Genomic DNA, 19,132 nt, shown 5'->3' with positions numbered 1-19,132 from the left:
ATCGTGATCTCCCCTTTGCCGATGTCATATACATGAATGCGTTCACAAGCTAATCATACATGAAAGGGGATTCATCACACCGTTTTGAGCATGAGTTGCATCAGATGCGGAATGAAATGCTTCTAGATGCGCATGAGTTGCCTGAATTCTTTGACCTTCCCGCGACTCACAGGCACTTCAGCTTCCAAATCGCGCAGACGGAGCAGATACGTATTGTTGAACCAAGGTACTATTTCACGGATTTGCGACAGATTTACGACATACGAACGGTGGCAGCGAAAGAACGTATCCTGTGGCAGACGGCTGTGAAAATCCGATATGCTCACTGGCATGGTGAACTCCCCATTTTTGGTATATACCTTCGTCACTTTCTCTTGTGCTTCCGCATAGTAGATATCTGCCGTATCCGTAACAATAATATTGTCATTCCGCAGCAAATTAATTCTTCTGTCTGTATGGGAATTCGTATCTCGTTCTCGTACCAGTTCACCACGCGCAGCAGATCCGTCCGCCGTAGGGGCTGGTCCATCCTCAACATGTTGCTCCACCGGCGCATAATCACGTTTGAATGCAAGTTCCAGCTTATGGAGCATTGCAGCAATTCGTTTTTCGTCATACGGCTTCAGAATATAATCAAACGCCTCCAACTCAAAGGCTTCCGCTGCATGTTCCTTATACGCCGTAGTAAATACAATATAAGGTTTAGTTGCAAACTTCCCAATATGATGGGCCAGCATCATACCGTCCAGCGAGGGAATATTGATATCGAGAAAAATAACATCTACTTCTTGTTCCTGCAAAAATTTCAGTACATCCAGCCCATCTTCAAGGCGATCCACCACTTCAATCCGACTATGTTCCTGGATTAAATAATTCAATTCCTCACTTGCCAGAATCTCGTCTTCCACAATAAGAGCTCTCATTGATCCATCATCACCTTGTTAAGACATCTCCTTTGGGCACATCAAATAAAATATCGGTTCCTTGTTCCAGCCTAGTAATGGTTACACCTTGTCCGTAGATAAGCTTGACCCGGCGATGCACATTGTATAGGCCGATCTGGTTACCAGGCATGCGGTCATGGTAAACACGTTCAATTATATCTGCACTGATTCCTGCTCCTGTATCACTGACACTGATTCGCACAAACTCCGGATAATCCTGTACCCGAATTCGAACAGTCCCAGGTCCTTTGACCTTGAGAATGCCATGAATAATTGCATTTTCGACAAGCGGTTGGATAACAAGACTCGGAATATGCACCGCGACCTCATCAATGTCATAGATCACGTTAAGTCGGCTGCCAAAGCGAGCTTTCTCAATCTCTACATAATTGCGGACCTGCTCCAGTTCCTTATGAATATCGATTAACTCATCCGACAGCTCCAGATTGTAGCGCATGTACCCGGATAGGTTCACAATCAGCTCGCGCGCTCGATCCGGTTTGGTTCGGATGGACGATGCAATCGCATTTAATGCATTAAACAGAAAATGAGGATGAATGGTTGTCTGTAACGCACGTAGCTCTGCTTTGTTGGCAGCAGCCTTGATCTCTTCTACCCGCGAAACCTCCATCTGGGTCGAGATGATCTGCGACAGACCTACAGCCATCGTTTGTAATGGATACGTAATTTTGTACGCTTTGCGATAATAGATTTTGAGCGCACCTGTAATGTCTCCTCGTTCTTTGAGCGGAATGATTAACAGCGAGTGGATATCGGGTGTTTTTTCATCAATCACATCATTACTGATCGTAATCTCCCCGCTAGATATCGTCTTCTTGGTCATCTCACTAATAATTTCATTACCGATATGATATCGTTCTTCACCAAATCCTACATAAGCCAGTACATTCCGGGTATCCGTAATTGCAACCGCATCAGCCTGAATATCCTCCTGAATAATCCGGCAGATTTTGCGCAGAGAATCCTCATCAATCGAACGGAAATACGGCAAGGTTTTGTTTGCAATCTCAAGCGCCAGCTTCGCCTGACGAGCTGCAATCATTTCCTTTTCCCCTTCGACACTCTGTACCAAGAGCACAATCAGCCCAATGTTGACTTCACCCAGAATCATAGGCAGCGCAATCTGTGAGACAATATCGGCACCCAGTGGATCGGGATAGGAAAATAGCAGGATTAATAACATCGTGAGCGCTTCACAGATCATTCCAGCACCAATACCGATGATCCATCGCTTGGGCTTGGGCGTGTACTTATGTATATATCCGGAGACCAGACCCGCCAGGATACTTGTGATCAGACACGGTATAGCTGTGACTCCATCCATATCGATCAAATACCGATGTACCCCGGAGACAATACCCGTAATAATACCCACAGGCGCTCCGAACAAAATACCACCCGATAACACGGCGATGATCCGCACGTTCACCAGTGAACCTTCAACATTAATGCCCGTATATGTCCCGAAAATGGCAAAAGCACAGAATAACAAGGTAACCGCAATAGACTCCTGCCACCTTAATTTCCCCTTTTGCAGAATCTGCCTAAACCTTGGCACCCTCGACAGAAAGAATAAAAATATAATCAACAGCGCCGCCCGTTCAAATAAACCCAGCAGCATCGTAAACATTTCCAATCGTACTTCCTCCACATCTGTTTGAAAAATAAAATGCATACCGACACAGCCACGCCTTTTTGAAAGAACATCCAGACATTAATCCATAAGGCTAGTATGCTCGTATGCTCGTATGCTCGTATGCTCGTATGCTCGTATGCTCGTATGCTCGTATGCTCGTATGCTCGTATGCTCGTATGCTCGTATGCTCGTATGCTCGTATGCTCGTATGCTCGTATGCTCGTATGCTCGTATGCTCGTATGCTCGTATGCTCGTATGCTCGTATGCTCGTATGCTCGTATGCTCGTATGCTCGTATGCTCGTATGCAACAGTTTACCGCTCCCCCCGGAGGAAAGCAAAGTCCATCCTGTGAAAAAACATCAACAAGACAGCACCATGCATGCATATGATAGTTCATCCCTTAACTTCTATGAAAATATCCGACTCCAGAAAAACCTATGTTATAATCAGTTGTCATGTTATTCCAATTATTCCCGATCGCTCATCGGCGATTGTCCTGCGAATAATCTTAAGCATCTCAACTCTGACACTCATCGTTCAAGTCTACAACCTTAAAGGAAACCCATATAACTTTATTTTAATATTCGTATTTATCGCTTCATTAATAACCACTCGTTCTTTTAACGTTACGAACAAAAACAGATAAAAATAAAAACAATAGGCCATGGCAGGCTCTATACGATCTGAAACTAATCCAAAAAGGCCAACCAGACGTACCTGGTTGACCTCAAGTCCAAAATTCATGAAAAATTTCGCCTGATAAAATAACTTGGTGTGCAGCTCCAAGCATGGCAATAACTGTTGACCAAATTGCTACCATAAGGAGAATACGTTTTGTCGTCCGGGTCGTAGAGCTCCCAGAAAGTGTCCGCTCCATCCTTCAGCATACCGCCCCAATACCTTCGGATCTGCTCCAGTGCCTTCTCCTCTTCCCCGCACATTATTAATGCATCAACATAATGATGAACCATGTACGGCGTGGTCATGCCAATAGCTTCTTCGTTACTCATTAACCGATCAAGTAATTGCCGGGAAGCTGGAGCATCCATGGTCTCAGCCAGTACCATCCATACTTGCGATGCCCAGGATACCTGTCTTTTTTCACCACTGACGAAAAAGCCCTTTTCACCATCCCACAGATATGTGTGGGCTGCTTGCTCAGCGTCTTTGATGTGTGCGTTAATCCATTGCTCAGACTCCGGCAACTCTAGTTCTTTGGCAATCGACCTTCCCCTTTTCATACTATAGATGAGAACTGCCTGAGCACCGGCCTGTTTATTTAGTTCTTCATGCCAGTCCAGAAAACAATACCATGTATCGTCATCCCTTACGATGCCCCGCTCATCAAGTCGTTTAAGCCCAATCTCAATCTGTTCTCTAGCCACCGGCCAAAGTTCTTCCAACGTTTCCCTGTCCTTGGTAGCTTCAAAATAGTCCCATAATGTCGCAATAAAGAACAACGCATAGTCATATAGGTAAATGTCGTCCACGTACGGTTCCGGTTGTTCGTACAAACAGGCTCCTACCTGGCCTCCCTCTAATCTCGTTCCGGCAAAGAGATAGAGACAGCGCTTGACGAGATCATTACAGCCGAATGTTTCATAATTGACGAGGGCCTGAAGGCGAAGATCTCCGATCCATAAACGTCGATCGCGCTTCGGTCCATCTTCGAATACCGTCTGCATGCAATCCCGGAGTGTCTTCACGGACAAGCGATCTATTTCCAGCAGCTCCGTGTCGATACCTTCAGGCAATTGAGGTACTGCCCCTGTGTCTGCTGAAGTCACCGTCAAGCAATATATATCGTTAATTCGAATATCGTAACGGATCGACGTTTCTACCACCTCGATTTTCAGATACCGAAAGGCATACCGACGGTCCAGTGTTAGCGTGCCAGGTAACACGTCCACATTCACGATCTCATCTTGAAGCCATGAACGGCTAAGCCAACCCGAATATTCTGCAAAATCCTCACCGACCTCACAGGGCATTTCTCCAAATGTGAGCTTCAACCTGAGAGGTGCATCTGCATTACTGCGCTCGTTAAGAAGCGACAAGGTCAGATAACCGACGAGATGCTCCCCGAAATCCAGCGTAACACTGTCTCCCTTGCACAGCACTTGATCCGATAAGTGTTCTGCTAAGCCTATTGGTTCGATACGCCATCCCTGAAAAGCTGACGCATCCGGAACTGCGCTCACGATATGTTCCGGATAGACCTTTTGCTGGCGAAGCTCCGGCATCAGACCCTGCGCTTTTTCCAGCCAGGCTGTGTTTATCACTTTTTCACTCATTGCAGTGCCCTCCTTATCCTTTGACCGCCCCAACGGTCATACCACCGATAAAATATTTTTGCAGGAACAGAAACGCCAGCAGCAACGGTAGCGCGCACAGAAAGCACGCTGCAAACAGGACATTCCACTGCGTGGGATTTTGCTGATCGCCCAAAAATCCGAGCATGGCCAGTGGTAACGGTGAATCTCCTGCGCTGGAAATAAAGATCATATTGAAGAAATAATCGTTCCAGATCCAGACACCTTGTGTAATAATGACCGAAACCGTTACCGGAATGAGTAAGGGGAACACGACGGTCCAGAACCGTTGGAATAATCCCGCCCCGTCGATGTGCGCCGCTTCTTCTACCTCCTCAGGCACACCGCTTCTAATGAAACCCGTATACAGGAAAGTTGAAAACGGCAGACTGCACGTAATGAACATGAAAATAGGCGTATATTGATTCGTTGGGATATGAAGCGCATTAATCATTTGCACGATCGGTATCAATACCATTTGCGCAGGTACCACAAGTCCGGACAAAAAAAACAAATACATGAACTTACTTAGCTTTGTCTTCAAACGGGCCATCGGGTAGGCCGCCATCGCCGCAAACAGGACAACGAACACGACCGATACACCGGTTAACACCACGCTGTTCCATAGCGCTTCCGGAAAGTGCATGCGGTCGAAGGCAGCCTTGTAACTTGCAAAGGACATCTCCCGGAACAGGATCAGCGGATTGGTGTTGTTGCTTGGATCTCGGAGTGATGTCGAAAAGGCAATAATTAACGGAATCAGGTTTAACGCCATCACCAACAACACAACGACCTGAACGGACCCTTTCCCCAAAACTTTACGAAGCATCATGCCGACACCTCCCGTTTGTTCATTTTCAGGACAAAAACAGCGGTAATGACGATAATTACGGCAAAGGAAATGACGCCAAGAGCCGAAGCTTTACCAAAGAGTTGTTCGGTAAATGCCATCTTGTATATGGTATAAATCAGCGTGTTGGTAGCCGTACCGGGACCGCCATTTGTCATGATAAACGGGAAGTCAAACGCTTTGAGTCCATTGATCAAACTTAACGTCACGTTGATTGTAATCGCTGTTGCCAGTAATGGAATCTTCACATGTCGCAGCAATCTCCATGAGCCGCAGCCATCAATTCGTCCGGCTTCCAAAAGGTCGCTCGGAACAGTCTGTAGTCCTGCAAGGAAGATAATCATTGTCGTTCCGATCGTCTTCCAGATTTCCACGAAGATAATAGAATACAGTGCGGTCGAGTAATCACCCAGGAAATTCAGTTCATTTGCGATACCCAGTTTATCGAGAAAGGAAGAAATCAGCCCGTAATCCGGCATATAGACGTAACTCCACAAAAAGCCGACGACAATAGCACTGAACAATGTGGGAATATACGCCAGGGAACGGTAAATCCCGGTTCCTCTTATTTTCATATTTAACAGCAAAGCCATTGCCAAACCGATGATATTGCCAGCTATGACGGTGACGAACGTATAGATCAGTGTATTTTTTAAAGAAATACCTAGGATGTCGCTCCTGAACAATTCCTTATAGTTGTCGAAACCGATATAGTTATAGGCTTGGGCGTACCCGTTATAGTCCGTTATACTGTACTGGAACAACCGCAGGATCGGGAAGATCCAGAAGGTCAGGTAGAAGATCAATGCCGGCAAAGCAAACCAGTACATGGACTTTTTCATTACAGTAGAGCTCATCCTGCTCCATCCTTTCCAAGGGGCCTGCGGCAAGGGAAGAAGGACAATCATTCTCCCCTTTACAGCAGACAGCATCGTTTTGTTCTAGTTTTTCCACAGCTCTCTAAACTTGGTTTCCATGGCGTTTGCCACATCTTCTGGTGTTGTTTTCTGTCCAGCAATAATCTCGGCAAACTTTGCCTGCATGACGTCCGATACTCCGGCTGGCCACATCTGGTTGCTGAAGTAGACGGAATTACCAGTTTGTTGATAGTTGTCATTCACTTCCTTAAACAATTCGTTTTCAAGTTCTACGTCCTTATAGACGCTGATGGAACTGTTGGCTTCCGCAAATGCTTTGAACAGATCGGATTCACCATCAAACAGGTAGTTCAGTACTTCCTTGGCTGCATCCAGGTTTGCCGATTTGGCGTTCAAAGCGTATCCGGCAGATGTTGCAGCAGATACAAACACCGGCTGTTCCGGCTCGTTACCTGGCAATGAAGCGAATCCGCGAGTAAATTCGGCAGCGCCTTTGGACGTCATGGAGGCATAATCCCATGTTCCCGTAAAGGTCATGGCTGCTTTCCCGTCGATAAACAACTGTGCAGATTGGGCACTGCCAATACCAAGCGAGTTTTTAACAACGTAGTTGTTATCATAGAGCTCTTTGTATTTCGATATCGTTTGAACCCACTTTGGATCAGTCAGCGATTTTTCGCCGTTCTGCAGTTTGACATCAAAATCCATCTCATTTGGATAGACAACATTGGCCGCAATCGGGTACATACCGAATTGGATCATCCAAGGGTCCTTATCCCCCATCGCAATTGGCGTTACGCCCGCAGCCTGCAACTTTTGGCACAACTCCAGAAACGAAGGCCAATCCTTCGGAAACTCGGAATATCCGGCCTGCTGTAACAACTCCTTGTTGTAATAAACGCCGAGGAAGTCTAGTCCTTTGGCCACTCCATAAGGTTTTCCCTCATAGGACATATCTGCCTTCGCACCTTGGCTGATGTTGTCCCAGAACTTCAGATCGGATAGATCAGCAGCAAATCCTGCCTTTGCGAAATCATTGACGCCGCCAGCTGCATTCTTTGGAAAAATCAAGAACATATCCGGCCCCTGTCCAGCCGCAAGCTTGGTACGTACGGATGTATTGTACTGATCATCAGGCAATTTCTGCACTTCAAGGGTAATGTTCGGAAACTTCTCTTTTACCAGACGCGGCAAGATTTCCAACTCGAAATCCTCTCCATCAGACGCCTTGTTTCCCGATAGCATCATCGTCAACGTAATCGGCTTTCCTGATTCATCTGAACTCCCGTTGCTAGTATCCGTACCGCTCCCCTCCTGACTACCGGAGCTGCATGCGCTCAGAAACATCATGAGGAGTACCAAAGTTAAAGGCAACAATCGTTTTCTATTTTTCATCTTGTCATTCCCCCGATTCATGTTTATTCTTGCTTTGTGCACATTCTCATCATACGGTGGGCAAAAGTGCATTTGCTTTGGCTCGTATGGTGCACTATTTTTAGAATTGACAAATGGCGGGAGGAGCACGTATGATTCTGTTCAACATCAAAACTAAACTTTTTCTGGTTCTCGTCCTCGTATCGATCGTGCCAATTATCGTTGTTTCTGTCAGTTCCTATCGCAGTTACACGAAGCTGGTGAATGAGCAGACCTCTCTCGTGACGTCGACAACTATAGGCAATTCGGTCAAGAGCATGGAGGAAATTTTGCAGAACATCGACCGGATCTCCGTCACACTCCTTCAGCAGTCTTCCAATGCAACCGCTTACAGCACTGTGAGTGATGAACTAATCAAGTTGAACGGTACCAACGATCAATATGAAATCTTCATGATCCGCAGCAAATTGAAATTGATCTTTGAAAACATTCTGCTTGGTTACAATTACATCAATGGTTTGTACCTTTTCACACCAGATGGCAAATGGATAAGTTATGGCAGTAGCGGCACAGACCTACGCCTCGATTATGTCGCACTTCGCGATGAGTGGTATCTGGATACGATCCAACGTAAAGGCGATTTGTATATTGGTGAAGTTGGCGTCAAACCTTACATCATTAACGCCAAGGAATCCATTGGCTTCTCCAGAGCCCTCTACGATCCCAACAACAACGAGTTCCTAGGCGTGTTTATGCTGGATTGCAGTATGAACATTTTTGACGGTCTAAAACGTAATCCGGCACCAAGCTTGTCCAATCTATATTTGGCGAACGACGCTGGCGAGATCTTGTACTCCAGCGACGGAAGTAGAGTTAGCACTCCTCTCTCCGATACGCTGGCTGCGGCAACGCATCAAGTCGGCAGCAATTCACAGTACAAATCCATCCAAGATAACATGATGACGGTAATCCAGAAAGTTCCCGGCCGCAATTGGAACGTGATTGCCAACATCTCTATGGATCGGTTGTATGAGGAGTACAACATCTCGCAAAAGTTGCTGTTATACGTGGCCATAAGTTGTGCCGTCATTTTCCTTCTGCTTTCCTTTTTCTTATCCAACCTGATTACCAAACCCATCATCGAATTGACCAAACTGATGCGCAAAACCAAATCTCATCGTTTTGTGACCATCAAGCCTCAAGTAACGAGGCAAGTCGACGAGATTGGGATCCTTTACCATGAGTTTAACAAAATGATGAAAGATATCGATACGCATATCCGAGAAAGTTACCAGAATAAAATCCTCATGCTGGACTCCCAGATGAAAGCATTGGAAGCACAGATCAACTCCCATTTTCTCTACAATACGCTGGAGTCGATTAATAGCATTGCCGAGATCGAAGAAGTCGAGAGTATTGTGGTGATGACCAAGTCACTCGGGGATATGTTCCGCTACAGCATCAAAACGGACAGCGAGCTGGTCGCGGTCAGTGAAGAACTTCAGCATGTAGAAAACTACATGGCCATCCAGCAGATTCGGTACGGTGACAAGTTCGCGTTCAACCTCAATGTGGACCCGGAACTTCGGAGTCGTCGCATGCTGAAACTTCTGTTGCAACCACTCGTGGAAAATGCCATCTATCACGGGTTGGAGAACAAACGTGGGAAGGGTTCCGTTACCATTACCGGTTTGTTTCAGGGGGACAGCATCGTGTTCGAGATCTGGGACGATGGCGTGGGCATGTCCTCAACACAAGCGGAGGAACTTCGACAATTGCTCCAGCAGCCACCTGAATTCGTCGCCGTTGGTCAAAGGCATAAACAAAGCATCGGCATCAAAAACGTGCATTCACGAATTGCTTTGTATTACGGAGAGGGTTACGGCCTTTCGTTTCATACCGATTTGAATACAGGAACTCGAATTACACTCGAAATTCCGTCCAATTGGGAAAAGAGGTGACCAAAGAGATGTACACGTATATCGTTGTGGACGATGAACCCTTGATCCGCAAAGGTTTGTTGAAAAAAATCGGGACTTTTGAGCACTCGCTTGAACTCTTAGGCGAAGCAGATAACGGGGCAGATGCCTTGGCTTTGATTGAATCCTTCAAGCCGGACATTATCTTTACGGACATGCGCATGCCTGAGGTCGACGGCAAGTTGCTGATCAGGACAGTATGCCAGCAATATCCGCGCATCAAGTTAATTGTCATTAGCGGGCATACCGATTTTGATTATATGCAGGAGGCCATCTCTGCGAAAGTTGTAAATTACCTGCTGAAGCCTTTTAGCCGGGACGAGATCCACGGTACGCTTCACCAAGCCATCCAAGCCATCGAACAGGAGCGCACTCTTCAGCGGGAAGTCGTTCTAAGAGAAGTAGAAACAGAGCAGATGAAAAGGGATGCAGACATGCAAGCCTTCCTGAATTATGTGCTTGCTCCCCATTCATCCATCAAAACACCTGTGTTCCGCTCTGCGGAATTTGCCGCTATCATGGCATCTGACCAGTTCATTTTATTGACGATTTATGGTCCTCAACCGCTTACAGCACAGCAACTGCCTACCTTTTCGAATGGCCTGTACATTCCTCATCCACAAACGGATCAGGTACTGTTTTTCCTGATGCATGATCTGGACTGCTCAGGCCAGCTTGATTTGCAGAAAATGGCGGAACAAACTGCGAGTATCATTTTGACCAAATCCGAAACTACGGATTGTTGTGTGGGGATCAGCTTGCCTCATACAGGCATTGGTGGGGTCCGAGAAGCTCATCATCAAACGATCCTTGCGTTGGACGAACGAGCCATTACCGATTTTGGCAAATGTTACGTATTCTCACGTGAGCAAATTCCTTTACATCAACTGAAGTGGGCTCGAATGTATGAACTGTTATTTTTTATAGAGAGCGGGAATGTGCCGAAGGTGGAAGAGCTCATCACCGATTTCTTTGCTTTCTACATACGGCAGCCTGACGCTTTGCTTGCCCACCTGAAAGAGCAGTGCAGAGACATTATCACGGAAACCAAACGGCTGCTGAGTAACTATATCCAGAACGGAGGTAACAGTAGCGCCTCTTCCAGCTTGGAGGCCGTCCTGAACGTCTCGTTCGATATGGAGTGCATTAGGCATTACATGGTAAAGGTGCTGACGGGAACAGCTCTTTTGCTTAAGGAAGACAACCCCTACGCATCAGATCAAGTGATCGACAACGTCAGGACATATATCGATAATCACTATACCAAGGATTTAACACTGGAATGGGTATCGTCCCTGTTCTACCTGAACCCGAGTTACCTCAGTCATTTATTTAAAGAAAAGACATCCGAGAACTTCACTGATTACGTAAACCGACTACGGATCAGGCAAGCCAAGCAGCTCTTAACGAGCACAGACGATAAAATCTACCGGGTTGCCAAACAGTTGGGTTACGACAATCCAAAATATTTTTTTCGGGTGTTTAAAAAATTGACCGGTTGGACTCCAGAGGAATACCGAAAGCAACACAAATCCTTCACCGCAAAAAACAAGGAACCAGGCCATGCATGATGGCCCAGTTCCTTGTTTTCGTTGTTGTGGCTCTTATCGATCCAGCCGTTCTACTATCCGGTCATGAACACGGACAATGACAGTTGCAAGTTGTGCCCGTGTAAGGGTGCTCTGTGGTTGTAACAGTTTATCCGGCGTACCTTGAAATATACCAAGCTGAATGGACGTTGCCATGGCTGCCCGGTTATTTGGTGTCAGCTGGGCCTGGTCCTTAAAATCTTCCAGCCATGATTCCACCTCTGCTTCCGGCAGTTTCGTATCCACTCCAGACAAGTTCAGCGCACGAACGAGCACCATTGCCATGTCCTCACGTGACATTGGGGCATTTGGCAGGTACTGCCCTTCTTCCATCAGGCCATATTCCTGGGAGGCTCGTAAAATCGGATCAAACCATTTCTCGTTTGCTGCCGCTCCCCCCGGCTCAATTCCTAACGCATTCAATGCAGCCATCAACGTTTGGGCTGATGTTGTCGTACCCTGGGGTTGCATGCGGCGTTCCGACACGCCATTGATCAACAGCAAGTTGTTGGCTTTGGCTATATCTTTGGCATACCAAGCTGAAGGTTTAACATCAACAAATTCGCGGAGCGAGTGAATCGCAACGTACGTGCCTCCTTGGTTTAGCAGTACTTTCCATACCTTGTTTCCGTTTGTGTCTTTGGTCAACACGCCAGGCACCGGCGTAAGTTGTCCTCCTTCCCCAACGTATGCGATTGTTGTGGAGTTTGCAGCTACGACATCGTTAACAGGCAGCGCTGCAATGACATACGTGTTCTGCTTATCTTTGATGGATACGTTCCATGGATCACCGATGACCCGGATGCCAGATGAGCGGATACTTGCTGCCTTAGCTTGATCAGCAACATCCCCCGTTTGCACGGTCACGACAGTAGAAACATTGCCCTCCGAATCCGTTTCGCCTTCAGTCTCGGACCCGGATGCTGGTGGCTTAACAGGAGTTCCAACACTACCTGATCCAGGCGTGCTTGGCGAATCAGGATTTGTTCCTGGATTTGTGCCTGGATTTCCTGGATTTGTTCCCGGCTCTTTCAACGTAAATGACAAACTGTCAATCCGAAGATCCGGTTCATGAAACACCAGATACAGATCATGTACGCCGCTCACGGCAGCAGAAATATCCGCCTCTACGCCAATGTACCCTAATTCCTTGACCGTTACGTTAGCATTACTAATCTTGTAGGAGACAGGTTCTGTCATCGGTACGTTCCACACAGCAAGCGGTGCGGTATCGAGCGCATCCGCATGCAACGAGATCGTGCCACCTTGCACATTAGATGCGACAGTTGCCTTCACCTTCTGTGCACCTGTGAGGTCAGCCTTAGGCAACGCAATCCACGATCCATTTTGTTTGGACCGAACTGCGTAATAACCTCCAACAATCGCTTTGGCTTTTAATTGGGCTGCCGTGCGTTCCTTGGATACTTCGTGGTAAATGACTTCGTTCGAAGCAAACGCATGATCAAATACATTTATGGGTTGGATAAGGGGTAAGGTTGCAATCGACTTCCCACCAATGCTTAATGCCTTCGATACTTGCACGTCTGCATCCGATGCCGAGGTCCCAATCATGAATTCATAACTGCCCTGTTCAACGATCCATTCACTCCGATTCACATCCCATAATGCCAGCGTTTGTGGATCAACTTGCAACAGGACTTCTTTTGTTTCACCCGGAGTGAGATGAATCTTCTCAAATGAAACCAGATTCTTTTTAGGTGCATGTGCGCCGTATGCAGAGTTGCTGTTACGGTTGTACAGCTGCACAACCTCGGAAGTGGCTACGTCTCCTGTATTGGTTACGCGGACCGACACCGTGAATGGTTCATCTCCCGTTACAGAAGACGGTACGGTCAGGGAATCGTACGTAAAATCAGCATATGATAACCCGTAACCAAACGGATAGGTCACTGTGGCATCTGTATACATATAAGTCAACTCAGATTCAATGGGGTCTGCATTCGTCATATCAACCGTAAATCGGGGGTCGATGTCGTCAAGACCAGTAGAATTCCCTTCTGGTACGACATAAGAACTAATAGATGGAAAAGCATCCATGCCTGCATACCATGTGGACGTCAGGCGGCCTGTCGGCGCGTAATCTCCGTACAACACCTGAGCCAGAGCATACGAATCGTATTGACCCCCATATGGCTGGTAAACGATCGCCGAGACGTTAGGGTTGTTCTGAATGCGCTCCATGTTTACAGGGAAGCTCGATTTAACCACGACAATGGTTTTCTTACCCTGGGTTGCAAAGGCAGCAGATACTTTGTCGACCAGTTCATAATCTGCCTCGCCCATATCGAGGGTAGACCGGTCGTTACCTTCTCCTGCGCTATGTCGTGGAATTGCGCCGACAAAGACGATGGCATAATCGTCTTCCGTGGCTCTTGCTGCTGCCTCTTCGCCCACGTTCTTCACAACAGTCTTCTCAAACTTCGCCTCGTCCGGGCGATTCGCAGCGTTATCCTTGCTTCCCAGTGGAGATGATGTTGTCACGAGCTTACCAGCATCATCTACCTTGATAAAGCGTCCGTTAGCATAATACCAATTTGTAAAGTCACCAGAGAATCCTGTACGGTACCCATTGGTAACAATAGACGTTGATCCGTCCTCATTGCTTTCCATTCTCAGCGTTGGCGGTATGGCACTCGTGTCACCCATCATCTCAGGAAGGTTCCAATCATTGTTCGTCAGATTGAGGCTGGTACTATCCGTATTGCCAACTGCTGCATGATTTGTCGCAGGGGAAGTCACCCAACGCTGGTTGTACAGCGACAATAAACTTGAACCCGCCTGACCCCAATCGTACACTCGGAACAAGTGGGAGTAACTGGACTCATCTGGGGCATCCGACGTTGTGATGAGCCGCGCTCCCTCCGTGCCTGCATTTGGACTATACACGTCCGCTGTGACCGTTTGTTGATTCGCTTTAGAGGTTAGTGAAATGACTTCATTTCCTGGGGCATAGTTTACGTTACTGCTGCCATTCATTTTAATGATTGAGAGCAGTGGAGATTCACCGGAGTTTTCCAGCGCAGGTGTCGCGCCAACTGAATACGTCGTCTTGAAGCGTGCGTCGGCATACACCCCAGAAACAGCAGCGTCATTTCCTTTTTCCAGCGGAAGTGTGCCGTCATTTTTCAACAAAACAACGCTCTCCTGTGCCGCTTGAAGTGCTATTTCCTGATGGTTCACTTGGTTATAATCGGAAGGCGGAGACGTCCTGACATCCCTTGCTTCCTGGGCAAAAGGATAGTTTTTCGGTATGCCCTGCTCATCAGTTTCATTAAAAATCCCCAAACGTACCAGCTGGTTTACATGTGGTCTGGCTGCTTCTATAAGTTCTTCCTCGGTGATTCCATATTCCCCTTGCTCTACAAGCGCCACCAGATCGGTCACATCCGCAGGTGTCGTCCCTGACGGCCGACCCGCATTCGCCTGAGCAAGCGCCATGAGAACGGTTGCATGACCGCGGTCCACGGCATAGCGGTCGTCATATCCATTTCCGAGTTGGTTCGCGTTGGATACAATTGCATCTCCATTGAAATCGGGCGAGCTGTATACGCCATATTTGGCGTCCAAATTGGCTAATAATTGTAGCGGGGAAAGGATGTTTGGAATGCCGTTAGTCCGGCCATAAGATGTCATTGTGCCCGCCAGCGCACCTGATTCAAATCCAGGGAGCGCAGCTCTGGTTTGGTACTCAAACAATGAACGCGCGCTTGCACTGTTATTCGCTGTCTGCCTGAACCACTGCGCGTTATATACGGAGTAATGCTTTGTCCCCACCGCAGCCCTCATCCAGAATCCATCTTCGCTGGTGGACTGATCAATTCCGCTAAGACCCGAAGCCATCTTGTCGATCAAGACTCCGGCCATATTGGGATCTTCAGAGAATCCTTCATCGAAGCGACCGCTAAGCGGATTGATACGCATATCACTGACCACACTGAACGCCACGCTAAGGGAAGGATCATTGCCCCCATGAATGTTGGATTCGCCCTGCTTGACCTTTAATTTGCTGATTTTCTCGTTCCCCATCACTTCACCGATATCGGACAAAAGTTCTTTGTTCCAGCTCTGTCCCATGCCAATCAGAGCAGGAAAATCGGTCGAGACACCCTGAACATTATCTGCAGCAGATAACGCACCGGGAATGACTTTGCCCGCATGTTTCCCCTGCTTCAATGTGTAATGGTTTCGCGAACCCGTCACATAAACGGCTGGACCTTCGAGGCCAGTGTATTCGAAATAGGTGTCTACGTATGCATCCAGATGCGCTGGCACGCCATCAAATAATGGCATCCCGTCAAAGACACCTCCCTGCTGAGTTTGGAACTTTAAAGTACTTGTCGTAGATGCTGATAGTGGCGTCGCTCCCCAGGACCCCCATGTCAGACTGACCACGGTGATGACCACAATCACTTTACCGCCAATCTTCTGCTTGAAACCTCTAGTCAAAGTCAATGTTAACCCTCCTCTATTTGTAATCGCTTACAATTGGGTACTCACTCATTATAGTTGGAGGAATGGTACATTTTGTTTATGGGTTGAGGTACAGTATTTTTAGATATTACGGTTATGTATCGTTAAAGGATAAATTTGGATTCATATTAAATATAAGATTTATACTCCACCCATCACTGTACTAAGATGGTCGATTTAACCAACATAACATACTCAATGAAAATTTTGTTTTTGCGGTAACACAAGCCAGGTCATGGGTCATTTCGATAACTACAACCAATATCCAACCGAGTAATTACCACAAGGCTTGTCCCTGGTTATTCAATCAAAAGGGCGTTCTATAAGTCATCTTCCTGACTTATAGAACGCCCCACCCACTAAAATTACTTCATAAACATTCGATGTAATTTGGTTTTGTAAAATAAATCAATTTACACAACAACGGAGAGGACAGAAATAACCTAAAGAAGCGAAGCGTGCGCCTTTATCACCGGATTTTACCCTTGGGAAGGGTCAATCAGAAAATCCGGGGATAACAGCGCTCGGAAGGTTATTCTGTCATCGTAGTGCCCTCGTGTAAACGATTGTTTTTTTCCACCCAACATTACATCGAATCCCTACCTAAACATCCCCCACAGCTTAATCAAATGAAACGTATTGTTCGGATCAATCTTCTGTGCGAGCACAAAAGCAACAAACTGCTCCTCCTGCGCCGGAGAGAAATTCTCATTCATAATGACTGCCGAAGACTTGACCAACCTTCTGACCTTGGCCTTATCTTGCAGATCAGACTTGGTCACGCCATCAATCAACTTTTTGATACGCTCTTTGACAGCGGGATTTTTCATCTTTAATTTGATCCGCTCCACCAGCTGCGGACTAATTCCATATTGTTGGTAACCCAAAACGTATAGCACCTCCCAAAAGAATGAACTCACTTCTTATTCATATGTCGGGAGGGCTTGTACACTTGTCTTTTTTTACAAAGGTAATACGAAAAACCAGCTATCAAGGCAAGCTTTAGTCAATCAGATCACCCTTGAATACTTGCTGTTGCTGTAGAAAATCACGCAGAGGTGCATAGTCCATGGAGGTCCAGAAAGTCGCATCCTCAATTAAGTGGGTCACGTCATCTCTGGCCTGTTCCAGCACAGCAAAATCGGCAACCATATCGGCAAGACGGAACTCGGGTAGTCCGCTCTGTTTGGTACCAAAGAAATCACCCGGACCCCGGAGATCGAGGTCACGCCGGGATACCTCGAATCCATCCTCCGTTTCTGTCATGACCTTCATGCGTTCCTGTCCAACCTCCGTCTTCGGATCAGCAATGAGTACACAATAGGAAGCATGCGCACCACGACCGACCCGACCACGAAGCTGATGCAGCTGGGAGAGACCGAAGCGGTCCGCGTCCATAATGACCATCAACGTTGCATTTGGCACATCGACCCCAACCTCGACAACGGTGGTGGAGACAAGCAACTGAATATCATTGCTGTAGAAGTCGCGCATCATCTCTTCTTTCTCCGCAGCCGTCATCCGTCCATGCAGCAGACCTACACGATATTTCGGAAAGTTCTGCTGCATCTGCACATGCAGATCAATGGCATTCTGCACATCCAGCTTCTCCGACTCTTCAATGAGTGGACAGATTAGATAGGCCTGACGGCCCTGATCCACTTCTCTGGAGATAAAACCGAGCACCCGCTCCATCATATCGTGTTTGACCCAATACGTAGAGATGGGAATCCGTCCCTTCGGACGTTCCGAGATCGTGGATACTTCAATATCCCCAAAAGCCGTAATCGCCAGTGTCCGCGGAATAGGCGTTGCCGTCATCGTTAACACATCCGGGTTATATCCTTTGCGTCGTAAAACGCTGCGCTGATTCACCCCGAAGCGATGCTGCTCGTCCGTCACCACAAGACCCAGATCACGGAAGAAAACATCTTCCTGAATCAGGGCGTGTGTACCCACCACGATATCAATCATGCCCATTTGCAATGAGGCGATCAGATCTTTACGTTTGCGTCCATTTACACTGCCCGTTAACAGCCCTACGGTTACCCCAAACGGTTCAAACAGCTTTTGCAGTGAGCGCATATGCTGCTCCGCCAGAATCTCCGTAGGCACCATCAGAGCCCCTTGGAAACCGGATCGAACAGTCGTGTATAGCGCAATTGCCGCAATAACCGTTTTACCCGATCCGACATCACCCTGTAATAACCGATTCATTGCATAGGGCGAACGCATATCATGCAGAATTTCAAGCTCCACCTTTTTCTGAGCATCTGTCAGTTCAAAAGGTAAACTGCGTACAAACTCACGAATCGTCGTATTGTCCGTGGTATGCACTACACCATCCATGCGATTCCGGTTGAGCGCGCGATACGCCTGCATTTTCAACTGGAACAGAAACAGCTCTTCATACACCATCCGGTGTCTGGCCTGTTGACCTTCCCGGTTGTCCTGTGGACGATGAATTCCCGCAATCGCTTGTTTACGAGGCATCAAGCTGTATTTCTTCATCAAGGACTGAGGCAGAATCTCAGGAATCATATCTCCGAATTGAATTAATCCCTGATTGATCGTTTTCCGCATCCATTGTTGTGTCAGTTTGCCGGTTACCGAATATACAGGTTGCAGTGTACCTGAACGCCCATCGCCTTTATCAGGGAACTCCGAGTCAGTCACGGTCATCTGCATGCGTTTTTGTTCCCATTTTCCCGTAATCACAATCTCCCGATTGGGGGTAAGTTGTTCTTTGAGGAAATGGCGATTGAACCAGGTGGCTGTAATCATCCACTCTTCCGTCATGATCTTACAGGTTAGACGGGACTTTTTACCGTATCGTTGTAATACAGGAATACCCATTACCTGTCCCTGGACCGTAATCTTGTCCCCATCCTTCACTTCACTAAGTGAACGCAGACGATAATCCTCGTAACGGAACGGATAATATTCAAGCAGGTCTTTAACAGTAGAGATGCCAAAGGCGTGAAGCTCTCCCTCTTTGAGAGCACTCACGCCGTTAATTTGCTTAACTGATATTTCTTCCAATTTCATGTCTAATC

General features: G+C 47.2%; 11 protein-coding genes. 2 read left to right on the top strand and 9 right to left on the bottom strand.

What is annotated here, in order from left to right:
* Positions 1 to 122: 122 nt before the first annotated feature.
* The 6 genes from PAEAM_RS07615 to PAEAM_RS07585 form a co-directional block, all read right to left on the bottom strand.
* Positions 123 to 923: a LytR/AlgR family response regulator transcription factor gene (locus PAEAM_RS07615; protein WP_100527130.1), complete on the bottom strand. Its 801-nt coding sequence runs from the start codon at positions 921 to 923 to the stop codon at positions 123 to 125.
* A gap of 10 nt (positions 924 to 933) precedes the next feature.
* The gene (locus PAEAM_RS07610; protein WP_100527639.1) at positions 934 to 2,586 is read right to left on the bottom strand and encodes a sensor histidine kinase; all 1,653 of its coding nucleotides are present in this window, start codon (positions 2,584 to 2,586) and stop codon (positions 934 to 936) included.
* Between the two features lie 757 nt (positions 2,587 to 3,343).
* Positions 3,344 to 4,897 (bottom strand): alpha-L-rhamnosidase-related protein, encoded by a 1,554-nt coding sequence (locus tag PAEAM_RS07600; protein WP_100527129.1) that lies wholly within the window; start codon positions 4,895 to 4,897, stop codon positions 3,344 to 3,346.
* Positions 4,898 to 4,910: 13 nt separating this feature from the next.
* Positions 4,911 to 5,747 carry a carbohydrate ABC transporter permease gene (locus PAEAM_RS07595; protein ID WP_100527128.1) on the bottom strand — a complete coding sequence of 279 codons (837 nt, stop codon included), beginning with the start codon at positions 5,745 to 5,747 and terminating at the stop codon, positions 4,911 to 4,913.
* Positions 5,744 to 6,622 (bottom strand): carbohydrate ABC transporter permease, encoded by an 879-nt coding sequence (locus PAEAM_RS07590; RefSeq protein WP_036614579.1) that lies wholly within the window; start codon positions 6,620 to 6,622, stop codon positions 5,744 to 5,746. Before PAEAM_RS07590 ends, PAEAM_RS07595 begins: the two co-directional genes overlap by 4 nt.
* An 84-nt stretch (positions 6,623 to 6,706) precedes the next feature.
* Positions 6,707 to 8,038, bottom strand: coding sequence for an ABC transporter substrate-binding protein (locus PAEAM_RS07585; RefSeq protein WP_100527127.1), 1,332 nt, complete (start codon positions 8,036 to 8,038; stop codon positions 6,707 to 6,709).
* Positions 8,039 to 8,169: 131 nt separating this feature from the next.
* Here PAEAM_RS07585 and PAEAM_RS07580 point away from each other — a divergent pair, with 131 nt between their 5' ends.
* Entirely contained in the window at positions 8,170 to 9,978 is a 1,809-nt protein-coding gene (locus PAEAM_RS07580; protein WP_100527126.1) for a sensor histidine kinase, read from the top strand.
* Positions 9,963 to 11,567, top strand: a complete 1,605-nt coding sequence (locus tag PAEAM_RS07575; RefSeq protein WP_165789855.1) for a response regulator transcription factor — start codon at positions 9,963 to 9,965, stop codon at positions 11,565 to 11,567. The genes PAEAM_RS07580 and PAEAM_RS07575 overlap by 16 nt, the downstream gene beginning before the upstream one ends.
* 33 nt (positions 11,568 to 11,600) lie before the next feature.
* Here PAEAM_RS07575 and PAEAM_RS07570 read toward each other — a convergent pair whose 3' ends face one another.
* From PAEAM_RS07570 to recG, 3 genes are all read right to left on the bottom strand, one after another.
* Positions 11,601 to 16,058, bottom strand: a complete 4,458-nt coding sequence (locus PAEAM_RS07570) for a glycoside hydrolase family 3 C-terminal domain-containing protein (protein ID WP_100527124.1) — start codon at positions 16,056 to 16,058, stop codon at positions 11,601 to 11,603.
* A 617-nt stretch (positions 16,059 to 16,675) separates the two neighbouring features.
* A complete protein-coding gene (locus tag PAEAM_RS07565; protein ID WP_036614589.1) occupies positions 16,676 to 16,963 on the bottom strand; it encodes a stage VI sporulation protein F in 288 nt (95 codons plus the stop codon).
* Between the two features lie 115 nt (positions 16,964 to 17,078).
* Entirely contained in the window at positions 17,079 to 19,124 is a 2,046-nt protein-coding gene (recG, locus tag PAEAM_RS07560; protein ID WP_100527123.1) for an ATP-dependent DNA helicase RecG, read from the bottom strand.
* Between the last annotated feature and the right edge of the window lie 8 nt (positions 19,125 to 19,132).

The organism is Paenibacillus sp. GM1FR (genome assembly GCF_002803315.1).
In the GTDB taxonomy this organism is placed as follows: domain Bacteria; phylum Bacillota; class Bacilli; order Paenibacillales; family Paenibacillaceae; genus Paenibacillus; species Paenibacillus amylolyticus.
The sequence above is the reverse complement of the archived record's forward strand: the minus strand, read 5'-3'. Positions and strand labels throughout refer to the sequence as shown.

Excerpts from the sequence above, each read along its gene's own strand:
- PAEAM_RS07615 (WP_100527130.1), bottom strand. The coding sequence starts at position 923 with ATGAGAGCTCTTATTGTGGAAGACGAGATTCTGGCAAGTGAGGAATTG.
- PAEAM_RS07610 (WP_100527639.1), bottom strand. The coding sequence starts at position 2,586 with ATGCTGCTGGGTTTATTTGAACGGGCGGCGCTGTTGATTATATTTTTA.
- PAEAM_RS07600 (WP_100527129.1), bottom strand. The coding sequence starts at position 4,897 with ATGAGTGAAAAAGTGATAAACACAGCCTGGCTGGAAAAAGCGCAGGGT.
- PAEAM_RS07595 (WP_100527128.1), bottom strand. The coding sequence starts at position 5,747 with ATGATGCTTCGTAAAGTTTTGGGGAAAGGGTCCGTTCAGGTCGTTGTG.
- PAEAM_RS07590 (WP_036614579.1), bottom strand. The coding sequence starts at position 6,622 with ATGAGCTCTACTGTAATGAAAAAGTCCATGTACTGGTTTGCTTTGCCG.
- PAEAM_RS07585 (WP_100527127.1), bottom strand. The coding sequence starts at position 8,038 with ATGAAAAATAGAAAACGATTGTTGCCTTTAACTTTGGTACTCCTCATG.
- PAEAM_RS07580 (WP_100527126.1), top strand. The coding sequence starts at position 8,170 with ATGATTCTGTTCAACATCAAAACTAAACTTTTTCTGGTTCTCGTCCTC.
- recG (WP_100527123.1), bottom strand. The coding sequence starts at position 19,124 with ATGAAATTGGAAGAAATATCAGTTAAGCAAATTAACGGCGTGAGTGCT.